At 55.9% G+C, this 14,357-nt stretch carries 8 protein-coding genes and 2 pseudogenes; 6 read left to right on the top strand and 4 right to left on the bottom strand.

The genetic code is table 11. From position 1 onward, the window contains the following. Positions 1-8 precede the first annotated feature (8 nt). The 6 genes from atpD to CE491_RS28600 all read left to right on the top strand — a co-directional run bounded on the left by atpD (position 9) and on the right by CE491_RS28600 (position 9,888). The gene (gene atpD, locus CE491_RS28630; RefSeq protein ID WP_110951680.1) at positions 9-1,385 is read left to right on the top strand and encodes a F0F1 ATP synthase subunit beta; all 1,377 of its coding nucleotides are present in this window, start codon (positions 9-11) and stop codon (positions 1,383-1,385) included. Positions 1,386-1,429: 44 nt separating this feature from the next. Then, entirely contained in the window at positions 1,430-1,855 is a 426-nt protein-coding gene (locus CE491_RS28625; RefSeq protein ID WP_110951679.1) for a F0F1 ATP synthase subunit epsilon, read from the top strand. Positions 1,856-1,980: 125 nt separating this feature from the next. Beyond that, the gene (gene glmU / locus CE491_RS28620; protein WP_110951678.1) at positions 1,981-3,348 is read left to right on the top strand and encodes a bifunctional UDP-N-acetylglucosamine diphosphorylase/glucosamine-1-phosphate N-acetyltransferase GlmU; all 1,368 of its coding nucleotides are present in this window, start codon (positions 1,981-1,983) and stop codon (positions 3,346-3,348) included. Positions 3,349-3,615: 267 nt separating this feature from the next. Beyond that, positions 3,616-4,383 carry a DeoR/GlpR family DNA-binding transcription regulator gene (locus CE491_RS28615; protein ID WP_110951677.1) on the top strand — a complete coding sequence of 256 codons (768 nt, stop codon included), beginning with the start codon at positions 3,616-3,618 and terminating at the stop codon, positions 4,381-4,383. Positions 4,384-4,392: 9 nt separating this feature from the next. After that, a complete protein-coding gene (glmS, locus tag CE491_RS28610) occupies positions 4,393-6,243 on the top strand; it encodes a glutamine--fructose-6-phosphate transaminase (isomerizing) (protein WP_110951676.1) in 1,851 nt (616 codons plus the stop codon). 747 nt (positions 6,244-6,990) lie between these two features. Further along, the gene (locus CE491_RS28600; protein WP_110951674.1) at positions 6,991-9,888 is read left to right on the top strand and encodes a DEAD/DEAH box helicase; all 2,898 of its coding nucleotides are present in this window, start codon (positions 6,991-6,993) and stop codon (positions 9,886-9,888) included. A gap of 314 nt (positions 9,889-10,202) precedes the next feature. On the opposite strand, the pseudogene CE491_RS28595 reads toward CE491_RS28600, so the two are convergent. From CE491_RS28595 to CE491_RS28580, 4 genes and pseudogenes are all read right to left on the bottom strand, one after another. Next, positions 10,203-10,721: pseudogene (locus CE491_RS28595) on the bottom strand (transposase); the annotation flags it as partial. Between the two features lie 114 nt (positions 10,722-10,835). Beyond that, positions 10,836-11,591, bottom strand: coding sequence for an IS21-like element ISPsy14 family helper ATPase IstB (gene istB, locus CE491_RS28590; RefSeq protein WP_110951673.1), 756 nt, complete (start codon positions 11,589-11,591; stop codon positions 10,836-10,838). Positions 11,592-11,611: 20 nt separating this feature from the next. Beyond that, positions 11,612-13,126, bottom strand: a complete 1,515-nt coding sequence (gene istA / locus CE491_RS28585) for an IS21 family transposase (RefSeq protein ID WP_110951672.1) — start codon at positions 13,124-13,126, stop codon at positions 11,612-11,614. 226 nt (positions 13,127-13,352) lie between these two features. Beyond that, positions 13,353-14,228: pseudogene (locus CE491_RS28580) on the bottom strand (transposase); the annotation flags it as partial. Between the last annotated feature and the right edge of the window lie 129 nt (positions 14,229-14,357).

Raw genomic sequence — 14,357 nt, 5'->3', positions numbered from 1 at the left:
TCCAGCTAATGAGTAGCGGACGTATCGTTCAAATCATCGGCGCCGTGATCGACGTGGAATTTCCACGCGACAGCGTACCGAGCATCTACAACGCGCTGAAAGTACAAGGCGCGGAAACTACCCTGGAAGTTCAGCAACAGCTGGGCGACGGCGTAGTTCGTACCATTGCGATGGGTTCCACCGAAGGCTTGAAGCGCGGTCTGGACGTTGTCGACACTGGCGCAGCCATTTCCGTACCGGTCGGTAAAGCGACTCTGGGCCGGATCATGGACGTTCTGGGCAACCCAATCGACGAAGCTGGCCCGATCGACACCGAAGAGCGCTGGGGCATTCACCGTCCAGCACCTTCGTTCGCTGACCAGGCAGGCGGCAACGACCTGCTGGAAACCGGCATCAAGGTTATTGACCTGGTCTGCCCGTTCGCCAAAGGCGGTAAAGTTGGTCTGTTCGGTGGTGCCGGTGTCGGCAAGACCGTAAACATGATGGAGCTGATCCGTAACATCGCCATCGAGCACAGCGGTTATTCTGTGTTCGCCGGTGTGGGTGAGCGTACTCGTGAGGGTAACGACTTCTACCACGAGATGAAGGACTCCAACGTTCTGGACAAAGTGGCACTGGTTTACGGCCAGATGAACGAGCCGCCGGGAAACCGTCTGCGCGTCGCTCTGACCGGTTTGACCATGGCAGAGAAATTCCGTGACGAAGGTAACGACGTTCTGCTGTTCGTCGACAACATCTACCGTTACACCCTGGCCGGTACAGAAGTATCCGCACTGCTGGGCCGTATGCCTTCGGCAGTAGGTTACCAGCCGACTCTGGCTGAAGAGATGGGCGTGCTGCAAGAGCGCATCACTTCGACCAAAGAAGGTTCGATCACCTCGATCCAGGCGGTATACGTACCAGCGGACGACCTGACCGACCCGTCGCCAGCGACCACCTTCGCCCACTTGGACGCCACCGTCGTTCTGTCCCGTGATATCGCTTCCCTGGGTATCTACCCGGCGGTCGATCCATTGGACTCGACTTCGCGGCAGCTGGACCCGAACGTTATCGGCCAGGACCACTACGACACCGCTCGCGGCGTTCAATACGTTCTGCAGCGCTACAAAGAGCTGAAAGACATCATCGCGATCCTGGGTATGGACGAGCTGTCGGAAACCGACAAGCAGTTGGTATCCCGCGCTCGTAAGATTCAGCGCTTCCTGTCGCAGCCGTTCTTCGTGGCTGAAGTATTCACCGGTGCATCGGGTAAATACGTTTCCCTGAAAGACACCATTGCTGGCTTCAAAGGCATCCTCGCTGGTGACTACGACCACCTGCCAGAACAGGCGTTCTACATGGTCGGCGGCATCGAAGAAGCGATCGAGAAAGCCAAGAAACTGTAATCCAGGCGCTCGGCGACGGGCGCTAATCAGGTTGAGGCAAGCAAATGGCTATGACAGTCCATTGCGATATCGTCAGCGCGGAAGGAGAGATTTTCTCCGGTCTGGTCGAGATGGTGATTGCACACGGTAACCTGGGTGATATCGGTATTGCTCCAGGTCACGCGCCGCTGATCACTGATCTGAAGCCGGGTCCGATCCGTCTGATCAAGCAGGGTGGAGAAGCCGAGGTGTATTACATCTCCGGTGGTTTCCTTGAGGTTCAACCGAACATGGTCAAAGTGCTTGCCGATACCGTGCAACGCGCTGCTGACCTGGACGAAGCCTCTGCTCAGGAAGCCGTAAAGGCGGCCGAGCGCGCCCTGAATGAGAAAGGCGCAGATTTCGACTACGGATCTGCAGCTGCACGTCTGGCGGAGGCCGCAGCCCAGCTGCGCACCGTTCAGCAAATTCGCAAGAAGTTCGGCGGCTAAGGTCGGCGACTCCGATGCGCGATTGAGTAAAAGGGTAGCCTCGGCTACCCTTTTTCTTTTTCGGCTCTTTACTCCTGAATCACCAGCCCAGCCTATGCTGCGGCTCGCTCGCCTGGAATCCCCTCATGTCTCTCGATATCGTCATTCTTGCCGCCGGTCAGGGCACCCGCATGCGTTCTGCCTTGCCCAAGGTTCTGCACCCGGTTGCCGGCAACTCCATGCTGGGCCACGTGATCCACAGCGCGCGTCAGCTTTCGCCGCAGAGCATTCAGGTGGTAATCGGTCACGGCGCAGATCTGGTCCGCGAACGCCTTGCGGCGGATGATCTGAACTTCGTGTTGCAGGACAGGCAACTGGGCACCGGCCACGCAGTCGCCCAAGCTGTTCCGCAGCTGAGTGCAGATACGGTGCTGATCCTTTACGGTGATGTACCACTGATCGAAGTCGAGACCCTGCACCGGCTGCTGACTTTGGTCAACAACCAACAACTGGGCCTGCTGACCGTCAACCTCGAAGACCCGACCGGCTATGGCCGTATCGTGCGAGACGCCGAGAATCGCGTCAGCGCCATCATCGAGCATAAGGATGCCAGCGAAGCGCAGAAAGCCATCAAGGAAGGCAACACCGGCATTCTGGCAGTGCCTGGCAAACGGCTGGCCGACTGGCTGGGCCGTCTCTCGAACAACAACGCCCAAGGCGAGTATTACCTGACCGACGTGATAGCCATGGCGGTCAGCGACGGTCTAACCGTAGCCACCGCACAGCCTCTGGATGCCATGGAAGTGCAGGGCGCCAACGATCGCAAGCAACTTGCCGAGCTGGAGCGTCACTATCAATTGCGCGAAGCTCGCCGCCTGATGGCCCTTGGCGTGACCCTGCGTGATCCCGCGCGTTTCGATGTTCGCGGTGAAGTGACCGTCGGCCGAGATGTCATGATCGACATCAACGTGATTCTCGAAGGCCATGTACTCATCGAGGACGACGTTTCTATCGGCCCAAACTGTGTGATCAAGAACAGCACATTGCGCAAAGGGGCGATCATCAAGGCCAACAGTCATCTCGAAGGCGCGATTGTCGGCGAAGGCGCGGATGCAGGCCCATTTGCTCGGCTGCGTCCGGGCAGCGTTCTAGGGCCTCGAGCTCATGTGGGTAACTTCGTCGAGCTGAAAAACGCCGAAATGGGCGAGGGCGCCAAGGCCGGTCACCTGACGTACTTGGGAGACGCCGTGATCGGCGCGCATACCAATATCGGTGCGGGGACGATTACTTGTAACTATGACGGCGCCAACAAACACAGGACGGTGATAGGAGAAGATGTGTTTATCGGCTCCAACAATTCCTTGGTAGCCCCTGTGGATATCTCATCTGGCGCCACCACCGCTGCGGGCTCCACCATCAATCAAAATGTCCCAACGCAGCAACTAGCCGTGGCCCGCGCCCGCCAGCGCAATATCGATGGCTGGAAACGCCCGGTGAAAATCCAAAAGGACTGAAGTTATCCACAACTGAGTCTGGCTGGTGCGCAATATCAGCATTCAGCCCAGATTCAGGCATCGCACGCCAGGCTTGGCTTTATCCAGAAAGCTGAGTACTTGACGCGGGCCGCATGGCTCAAAGCTTGGGGACACACTCGCCCCACTGGGAAGCCGTGCTGCGACAGCGTTCACTGGCTACAAAAAATGAACCCTGTCCCTTGACGAATATCTTTCGATAGGTTTCCATTTCCGTAATTATCTTTCGAAACGAAACTTAAGGTCAGCATGTCGAAACGTAATACTCCGCAGCGTCGCCATAATATCCTCGCCCTGCTCAACGAACAGGGCGAAGTGAGTGTGGATGCGTTGGCCAAACGTTTCGAAACATCCGAAGTCACCGTTCGCAAGGATCTGGCTGCACTGGAAAGCAACGGGCTGCTGCTTCGTCGCTACGGCGGGGCGGTCCCGATGCCACAGGAGCTGATCGGCGAACCCGGCCACCCGGTATCTCGCTACAAACAGGCCATTGCCCGTGCTGCTGTCGCCCGCATTCGCGAGCACGCGCGGATCATCATCGACAGCGGCAGTACGACTGCCGCGATGATTCCCGAACTCGGGCAGCAGCCGGGTCTGGTTGTGATGACCAACTCGCTGCATGTGGCCAACGCTTTGGGCGAACTGGAACATGAGCCGGTGCTGCTGATGACTGGTGGTACTTGGGACCCGCATTCGGAGTCCTTTCAGGGCCAAGTCGCCGAACAGGTGCTGCGTTCGTACGATTTCGATCAATTGTTCATTGGCGCCGATGGCATCGATTTGCAGCGCGGTACTACGACTTTCAACGAATTGTTGGGGTTGAGCCGGGTAATGGCTGAAGTCGCCCGCGAAGTGATCGTGATGGTCGACGCCGACAAAGTCGGTCGCAAGATCCCCAACCTGGAGCTGCCGTGGAGCAGCGTCCATACCCTTATCACCGATGATCGCCTGCCCCATGAGGTTCGCGAACAAATTCAGGCTCGCGGCGTTACGTTGATCTGCGCCGCTGTTTCCTAGGAGAAGACCATGTGTGGAATTGTCGGCGCCGTCGCTGAACGTAATGTCACTGCCATCCTGCTGGAAGGCCTCAAGCGCCTGGAATACCGCGGCTACGACAGCGCGGGTGTGGCGCTGTTCAGCAACGCCGGTGTGCTCGAGCGTCGCCGCCGTGTCGGAAAGGTCAACGAGCTTGAGCAATCCTTGGCTGGCGATCCTCTGGCCGGCCGTCTGGGCATTGCCCATGTGCGCTGGGCCACCCATGGTGCGCCGACCGAGCAGAACGCCCATCCGCATTTTTCCAATGGCGAACTGGCGGTCGTGCACAACGGCATCATCGAAAACCATGAGTCGCTGCGTGAACGTCTGCAGGGCTTGGGTTACGTATTTACTTCAGATACCGACACCGAAGTGATCGCCCACCTGCTGCACCACAAACTGCGGGACATTCCGGACCTGGCTGCGGCCTTGAAAGCCACGGTCAAGGAGCTACACGGCGCGTATGGCCTGGCTGTGATCAGCGCCAAACAGCCCGATCGCCTGGTTGCGGCCCGCAGCGGCAGTCCGTTGGTGGTCGGTCTGGGGTTGGGGGAAAACTTCCTAGCGTCCGACCAACTGGCGCTTCGCCAAGTCACTGACCGCTTCATGTATCTGGAAGAGGGCGATATCGCCGAAATCCGCCGCGACAGCGTGCAGATCTGGACCGCTGCGGGCTTGCCGGTCGAGCGTGAAGTGGTGCAGTACCGCGAAGGCGCAGAAGCGGCCGACAAAGGTGAATTTCGCCACTTCATGCTCAAGGAAATTCACGAGCAACCAAAGGTTGTGCAACGCACGCTGGAAGGGCGTCTCGGTCAGGAGCAGGTGCTGGTGCAGGCATTCGGTCCGCAGGCTGCCGAGTTGTTCGCCAAGGTTCGCAACGTGCAGATCGTCGCCTGCGGCACCAGTTACCACGCAGGTATGGTTGCTCGCTACTGGCTCGAAGGTCTGGCGGGTATTCCCTGTCAGGTCGAAGTCGCCAGCGAGTTCCGTTATCGAAAGGTCGTGGTCCAGCCGGACACGCTGTTCGTCTCGATCTCCCAGTCCGGCGAAACCGCCGACACCCTGGCTGCCCTGCGCAACGCCAAGCTGCGCTCTCCAAAAGAAGGGGGCTTTCTCGCCAGCCTTGCGATCTGCAACGTCGGCATCAGTTCGCTGGTGCGTGAATCCGACCTGACGCTGCTGACACAGGCCGGTCCGGAAATCGGCGTGGCGTCGACCAAAGCGTTCACGACTCAGCTGGTCGCCCTGATGCTGCTGACTCTCTCGGTCGGCCAGGTCCAGGGCTCGCTGGAGCCAGGTGTCGAGGCCGAACTGGTGGAAGAACTGCGCCGCTTGCCGACCCGCCTGGGCGAAGCACTGGCGATGGACAGCACGGTGGAAAAAGTCGCAGAGCTGTTCGCCGAAAAGAGCCATACGCTGTTCCTCGGTCGTGGTGCGCAATTCCCGGTGGCGATGGAAGGCGCGCTCAAACTCAAGGAGATTTCCTACATCCACGCCGAAGCCTACCCGGCAGGAGAACTGAAACACGGCCCGCTCGCGCTGGTGGACAGCGACATGCCAGTGGTGACCGTCGCGCCGAACAACGAGCTGCTGGAAAAGCTGAAATCCAACCTCCAGGAAGTGCGCGCCCGTGGCGGCGAACTGATCGTCTTCGCCGACGAGCAGGCCGGCCTGAATGACGGAACCGGTACCCACGTCATCTCGATGCCACACATCGTCGATGCCCTGGCGCCGATCCTGTACACCATTCCGCTGCAGTTGCTGTCGTACTATGTCGCCGTGCTCAAGGGTACTGACGTTGACCAGCCGCGTAACTTGGCGAAATCGGTCACTGTGGAATAAGTTATCCACAGGTTGGGAAATTGTGGAATTTCGAAATATAAACTGTCTTGGTGAAATACAAAGTGTCCAACGTTGGACCCTGCCGAGGGTCCTAACGCGGCGAATAAGCTGAACGGGCGTAGGTTCGACTCAGGTCCGTAAGAACCAAAGCGGATGCAGATCGCAGATCTTTTGTTCGACCTAGACTTCACCCCAATTTTGAAGCTTGATCTAGCAGAGTCATAATCTGTTTTCTGAGTTTGTCAGCGCGAGAAAAATTTCCGGGGAGGCTGCTTCCGGCTGATTCTGTTGAAAAAGTCGGCCATGGTTTGTGTATCAGAAAAGTACGCGTCCGAGATTGAAATCTTTACTTTTGGCAGAGGCTTCTGGACTCGGATTTCACGTAGCAACGTGCAAAAAGGGCGTTTTCACCAGTCAATGACCAGGCAGTTTGGGCAGACCGACTTTTTCAACAGAATCGGCCAGAATCGGTTATTCAGTCTCTGAGAAATTAAGAGCGATTCAAAGTGAGGGCCGGGAAAGCGAATCCACTACATGATCCAGTATAATTCTATTAAAAATTATGTAGTTACAGATTATATGGCTATGCATTTTACCGCCCTGCTTTTCCCAGATTGCCGCTCTGACGCTTAGTAGGATGGCCAATATGGCCATTTAATGCTACGTATGCTTCTGCCGGATTCGGACACTTGGCGCCCAGATTGCTCTGGGCGCTTGCACCCAAACGCATGACAGGAGTTGCTAGGCATGAGGGATACCTTTCCAGTAGAACACGGTCTGTCCGCATCTGTGGCCGATGGGTTGGTCTATCGATCCGAGGAGGCGATTTCCCTCACTGATGTTCAGTACCTCGCGTTGGAGTCTGGCGTGGCGCATGGACAAAGCATGCTGGTGGTTTCCCCTACCTCCACGGGAAAGACTCAAATTGGGCTCTGGGCTATTGCTGAAGGACTGCTCGCTGGGAATAAAACAGTTTATTTGGTGACCCATCGCGCACTGGCCAAGCAGAAATTTGAAGACTTCAAAACGTTGTTGTTGGACAGATATTTGGAGAGCGATGGTGCTTCCATGGTTATTGCCACGGGGGACTACGTCGAAGATGCCACGGGACAGTATTCTGCGGCTCCTCTAAGTGCTCCTCTGGTAATTGCTACATATGAAAAATATTTAGCGCTACTGTCGGCATCTGGGGTGCCGAAAAGCATGCAAAATACGATTGTCGTGTGCGATGAAATTCAGCTGATGGGAGACGAAAACCGCGGGCAAAATGTTGAAGTCCTTTTAACACTTATGCGGAACGCGGGTTGGAAACAGTTTGTAGGATTGTCAGCAGTTTTAAAAAGCAAGGACGCCCAGGACTTAGCGAACTGGCTGCGGGTTCAGCTTATTTTCGAGCAAAAGCGCGAGAAACATTTACGGTATGAATGCTGGATTGGCGATCAGATTTATTCAGTAAGCAGTGTGAAACCTGATGTGATGGAATCGGACAAGCGACTGCCTGCTGGAGTTAAAGCGGAAACGATTTCAGCTTTAACATATCTGCTTAAGCAAGATAATCCACCGCTTCCAATCATAGTTTTTTGCATGAAAAAGCAAGATACCTATGATCTTGCTGAGGCTTTTGTAGCTTCGTACCACAAGGGTAATCAAGGACAGCTGTCGTTAGAGTTTGATACCTTGCCTGAAACTTCAGCTAACACGATGTTGGCGAAGATACTGGGTCTCCGAGTTGCGAGTCATAACGCGGATTTGACTGACGAAGAGCGAGGAGTAGTGGAACGTTACTTGTCAGAAAATAAGCTGGATGTTGTATTTGCTACAAGTACTTTAGCAGCAGGTGTGAATTTCCCTCTAGGGGCAGCAGTATTTGCTAATTGGGAACGTTGGGACGGCCAGCAAAGGCAGTATGTCGCAATAGATAGCGCAGAGTTTCACAACATGTCCGGGCGGGTTGGGCGTATGGGGTTTGAACATGCAGAAGGGCGTGTAATATATTTTGGTACCGGGCCGCAACGCGCATTAGCTACAAGTTATTTATCAATAGAGCAGCTTCCTGAAATCAAAGCGCGAATTGTGCCTGCTAGGTTTGGTCAGCTTTCACTGCAACTGATATCTTCAGGGTTGTGCAACAACAGAGCCGAGCTTGAAGAGCTTGTTTGCACAACGTTCAGTGCGTTAAGGGAAGAAGATAACAACTTAACTGCATTTAAGACGTGGCCGAGTAAAGTCGGTGTTGCTCTGGCCGGGTTGATTGATGCTGGCTTCGTCGTTGAAACATCTGGTGGGGACCTGAGCCCTACGCCAGTGGGGCGAGCGGTCGGGTTCAGTGGTTTGCTACCTGAAACTGGAGTGTTTTTAATCAACTTTCTGTCTAGGAAGTCACTTTATTTGGCAGAACTCATTGGGCATCTTGAATCGGCGGATCTCAAGTCCAGGCTAGAGATGCTTATCTTTTCCGCATGCTTATCCAGCCCTGAGTTTCGTCCGAGAAATGGAGTTAAACCTACTCGGTTCCTGCCTTATCAGTTGAAAGATCCCATTTATGATGCGCAGCACCTCGCAGATGATCTAATGGAATCAATTTGGCAAGTTGATCCAGTACCTACTAATGCGGCATGGTTGTGCCAGAAGTGGACTAGCGGTGTTGAGATCAGGGCAATTGAGCGTGAAGTTAAATCTCTGAGTGCTGGCGCTGTCAAAGAAATGAACAGAAACCTATCCTGGGTCCTACAGGGCTTAGCTGGGATAGCTATGTCCGCCGCCGATAAGCGCGTGCCGCCAGTTCTTCGTCCGCCACAATTAAGAGTGGATGATACTTTGCTGCGCGCTATATCTAAGCTGACGCGCTACATTCGAAGATTAGCATACAGAGTCCAAGAGGGATTGCCGGACGACATTCTCTGGATGACAGGGGTATCTGCGGCGGGTAGTGCTTTAAAGCTGTATAGGCATGAAATGTTGCTCTTGAAGCAGCATGGAGTCACAACGCCGCAATTGCTTATGCTTGGCAGTCCTGAGGCGAATTCAGCAAGAATTTTAGCTTTTGTAAAATCTAAGCCTAATGCGCAAGCTAAAGCAAATTGGGTACGAGACGCTTGTCGAGATTGGAAAGTTGACCAGCGGAAGCGAATGTCTGTTAGGCATCTAAAACGAGCTAGCAGATGCGATAGTAAGGTTCTAATTGATAACTATTATGAGGCAAAAGGTGATGCGTTTGAAGTGGCGTTCGAACAGGTGCTTGTACAGCTAGGTGTAGCGTTTGAGAAATTAGATGACAAGACTAAAACTGGCGCGCCCGACTATCTAGTCAAATTCTTCGATTCGTCTTCGATTGTGGTCGAGCTAAAATCGAAAGAGGGAGATAAGCTTGTCGATTACAATAAAGCGGTAGAAGTTTTAGCGGCCTCCGAAATTCATGGCTTTAGAGATTGTTTTTGCGTGACTCTTTGCCATCCCGGAGTAGATCCGAGTGTGCCACAACAAATTGCATCCTGCGGCCGGTTAAGCGTAGTTGAAAGCGGGGATTTGGGTGAAGCTCTATTGCGATTGTGCGAGGGAAGCCTAACGCAACAACAAGTGTGGCAGTGGCTCTGCACTCCTGGGCAAGCCGTCGCAGAAGATCTGCCATTTCGTTTGTATAATTGATTAGTTTCTAAGAGAAATTTGTGAGACCTATAGCCCTGCTATTTCTAGTAGGGCTGAAGGCTTTATATCTAGTGCTTAGGCGATCTTGATGACGTTCAAAATTGTGATGAATCGCCCACGGTTTCGTGAACGTTTCCGACTGACTACTTATGGCCGATTCTGTTGAAAAAGTCGGAATTTCAGGCTCGAAGATGTCGAGGTTGTCCCTCACCTCAGAACCTATCCACCACGTTGCGTGGCTTTTTCGTTCTGCGTTGATCGTTGCAGCTTGGTCGGTGGGTTGATTTGAGGTTTTTTGCTGTTTCCGGGCGTACCTATCCCGTGGCCGGCGGCCCTTGTGAGGTCAGTTTTGCCAGTCTTCTTAGATTCTGTACCGCAGCCGCCAAGGTAAATTCGTCGTTCGCACCGGTCATTCCTCGTAGTCGCAACCGATCCAGTTTCAGGATTCGTTTGAGGTGAGCGAACAACATTTCGACCTTCTTACGTTCGTGGCGAGAGCACACGTATTGAGGTGTCTTGGCGATTCGCCGCGCTACATCGCGGGCTGCTTCATGGACGCTGCGTGCGATTTTTCTAAATGAAGTGTTCGGGCAGCAGCGCTCTTTCATTGAGCATGTAGCACAGTCGGTTTGCCGGGATCGGAAGATGATGGTGTCGGCTTTCGTGACATGTGAGCGCTGGTTCTTGAAGGCCCGCCACTCGCTACGCAGGGCATTCCCCGCGGGGCAACGATATTCCTGCACATCTTCATTCCATTGAAAATCGCTGATCGAGAGGCTGTCGTTCTTACGCTCGGTTTTGTCCCATACCGGCACATGTGTGCGGATTCCACGACACTTGGACACTCAGTCCACGATCATTTGGACACTCGTTCCATGCTCACTTGGACACCTGATCCACATCCACTTGGACAGGCAGTCGGAGCGCAGCGACGCAGGTTTGCATTGTTAGTCTGAAGTCTCTGTCGCCGTCAATTTCGTTGCGCGTCTGCGCATCGATTCGCCCTTCAGTTCGATCCGATAAGCGTTATGCACCAGCCGGTCGAGGATCGCATCGCCCAAGGTCGGATCGCCGATCAGTGCGTGCCATTTGTCCACTGGCATCTGGCTGGTCACCAGCGTCGAGCGGTTGCCATAACGGTCGTCCAGCAGTTCGAGCATGTCGCGCCGTTGCGATTCGGTAAACGGCGCCAAGCCCCAGTCGTCGAGGATCAGCAGGTCAGTCTTGGCGTAGCCGGCCATGAGTTTGGCGAAGCGCCCGTCGCCGTGGGCCAGGCCCAGTTCTTCCATCAAGCGCGGCAAGCGCAGATAACGCACGCTGTAACCGTCGCGGCAGGCCTTGTGAGCCAGCGCGCAGGCCAGCCAGGTTTTGCCCACGCCCGTTGGGCCGCCGATGATCAGGTTCAAGCCGTCGCGCAGCCACTGGCCGCTGCCCAGTTGCAGGATCAAGGCCTTGTCCAGGCCACGCGGACTGCGGTAGTCGATGTCTTCCAGGCAGGCGTTGTGGCGCAGTCGTGCGGCTTTGAGGCGCGTGGTCAGGCGGGCGTCTTCGCGCTCGGTCAGCTCCCGGTCGACCATCAGGCCGAGGCGTTCGTCGAAGTTGAGATCGTTGATGTCAGGCGTTGCGTGTTGTTCGCCAAGCGCCTTGATCATGCCGTGCAGACGCAGGGTTTGCAGCTTGTCGAGAGTTGGGTTGGGCAGCATTTTGGTGCTCCTGTTTCAGGTCAGTGGTAGTAGCCGGGGCCGCGCAGGTTGATGTGTTCTTCGGGCAGTAACGGCAGGTTTTGCTGGGCCAGCGGTAGCCGCTCCAAGCCTTGGCGCAGGATCGATTCCAGGCTTTTGTAGCTGCACGCGCCCAGGGCCAGCGCGCGCTGGCAAGCGGCTTCCAGCCGCTCTTCGCCGTGCTGTTTGCCCAGGCGCAGGATCCCCAGGCAGGCGCGGAAGCCGTGCTGCGGATGGATTCGGCGTTCGAGGATGTAGGCGATGACACCAGCGGTGTTCGGCCCGGCCTGTTCAGCCCAGTGAATCAGGCGCTGCGGCGTCCATTCGGCATGTTCGCGATGGCTCTTGGGCATTTGCTCGGTTTGGGTGGTGTGGCGGCCTTTGTGCGGCGAGCGCCGATGGCTGGCCACACGTTGGTTGGCGTGGAAGCACTCCACGATCTGCGCGGTGAGCCGCACGTCGAGTTGGTGCTTCACCAGCTGGTACGGCACCGAGTAGTAATGGCCGTCGACCTCGACGTGGTAGTCGATGTGCACGCGTACCTTTTTCCATTCGGCGTAGACGTAAGCATGCTCCGGCAGCCCTTGCAGCGCCGGTTGGTCGAAGGCCTCGAAGGCTGACCGACGTGAGCCGGGCAGCTTTTTGAAGGGCTTGTGATTGAGGCGATCCAGCAGCAGTGAGATGGCGGTGTTGAGTTCGCCAAGCGAGAAGAACTGGCGGTTGCGCAGCACCGCCAGGATCCAGCGCTCGACGACTTGGACACCGACTTCGACCTTGGCTTTGTCCCTTGGCTTGCGCGAGCGAGCAGGCAATACGGCTACGCCATAATGCTCGGCTAAATCGCGGTAACTGGGATTGATATCGGGCTCATAGCGATGCGCCTTAGTGACGCCGCTGCGTAGATTGTCCGGTACCAGGATCTGCGCTGTGCCACCGAAAAAAATGAAGCAGCGCACGTGCGAGCCCAGCCAGTCGGGCAGTTGCTGCGACCAGGTGGCCTCGGCGAAGGTGTAGCTGGAGGCGCCCAGCACGGCAACGAATATCTGCGCCTGACGGATTTCTCCGGTTCGCCGGTCGATGATCGGCGCGGTCTGGCCGGCGTAATCGACGAACAGTTTTTCACCCGCACGGTGCTCTTGGCGCATGACCACGTCGACCTTGGCGGCCCAAAGGCGGTAGTGCTCGCAGTACCAGCTGTACTGGAAGCCTAGCGGGTGGGCGAGTCGATACTCTTGCCAGAGCAGGGCCAAGGTGACGCCCGGGCGGCGCAGCTCGGCGTGCGTCCATGCCCAATCAGGCATCGGACGTTGATCACTGGGAACCGTCGGCGCTGGCGGAAATAGGCAGCGCTCCAGTTCGGCGTCCGACAACTGCGTGGGCCAAGTCAGCCCGCAAGCGTTGAAGCGGTGCAGGTAATTACCGGCACTGCCGCTGCTGATGCGCAGGCTGATGGCAATTTTGCGCACGGACAGGCCGGCGTCGAACTTTAGGCGTAGTACCTCTCGGATTTTACGCATGGATATACGCTCCACGACGACCTCTTCGCTTGGAGAAAAGAGGTCGATGGTAGTGAATAATTCTGCGTGGCTGCCTGCCTGAGCTTGGGTCGGATCAGTGAGAGATCACTGTCCAAGTGCTCGTGGAATCAGTGTCCAAGTGGCCGTGGAATGGATGTCCGAGTCAGCGTGGAATCGCTGTCCAAGTGTTCGTGGACTGGGTGTCCAAGTGCGCGTGGAATCCCCACACATGTGGCTCGATGTCTTTTTCGTCCACCATCCAGGCCAGCATCGGTGCGGTTCCATAAGCGGTATCGCCGATGAGCCGATCCGGCTTGATATCGAAGTGTTCTTCGACCCGCTCAATCATGGTCTTGGTACTCTCGACCTCGGCGGTTCGATGCGCTGGCGTCGGCTCCACGTCCATGATCACGCCATGCTCGACATCAATCAGATAGTTCGTCGAGTAGGCGAAAAACGCTGGGCCTCCTGGCGCTGCGGTCCAACGAGAAAGTGGATCAGTCAGCGACAGGCGCTTGGGCAGTGCTTCGGCCAAAGCCTCATCATCCAGCGCATCTAGGTACTCACGAACGGCGCGAGTACTCAGCGACGGATCGCGCCAGTTAATTTCTTCATCGCCAGGTACGCCACGTTGCCGACTGGCATCTGCCTTGATGACGCTGGCGTCGACAGCAAACCCTTCGCCTTTGACCAGACCCGCGTCCATGCACCGACGCAGCACCTCGTTGAACAGCCAGCGAAACAGCGAGCTGTCACGAAAACGACCGTGGCGGTTCTTGGAAAACGTAGAGTGATTGGGGACTTCGTCTTCGAGGCTTAAGCGGCAGAACCAGCGATACGCCAGGTTCAAATGAGCCTCTTCGCACAACCGACGTTCGGAGCGAATGCCGTAGCAGTAGCCCACCACCAACATGCGAATCATCAGTTCGGGATCAATCGACGGGCGCCCGATTGGGCTATAAAAATCGGCGAGATAATGGCGCAGATCGCTTAGATCGAGGCATCGATCAATGCTGCGCAGGAGGTGATTGGCTGGGATGTGATCTTCAATGTTGAACGAGTAAAACAGTCTCTCTTGTCCGTTCGACAGTTGTCCCATCATGCTGCGAATCCTCCCGCTGGCCGATGACCTGATTTTGCCGCAGGCTAGGCAGGAGATCTACTTTTTCAACAGAATCGGCCGATTGCAACCGGCGTCGCAGGGTTCGGCAACAAGCAGCAGCCAGAGCAT

Source organism: Pseudomonas bohemica, from assembly GCF_002934685.1.
Taxonomy (GTDB): Bacteria; Pseudomonadota; Gammaproteobacteria; order Pseudomonadales; family Pseudomonadaceae; genus Aquipseudomonas; species Aquipseudomonas bohemica.
Note: the sequence above shows the minus strand (reverse complement) of the source record. Positions and strands in the feature narration are given on the sequence as shown.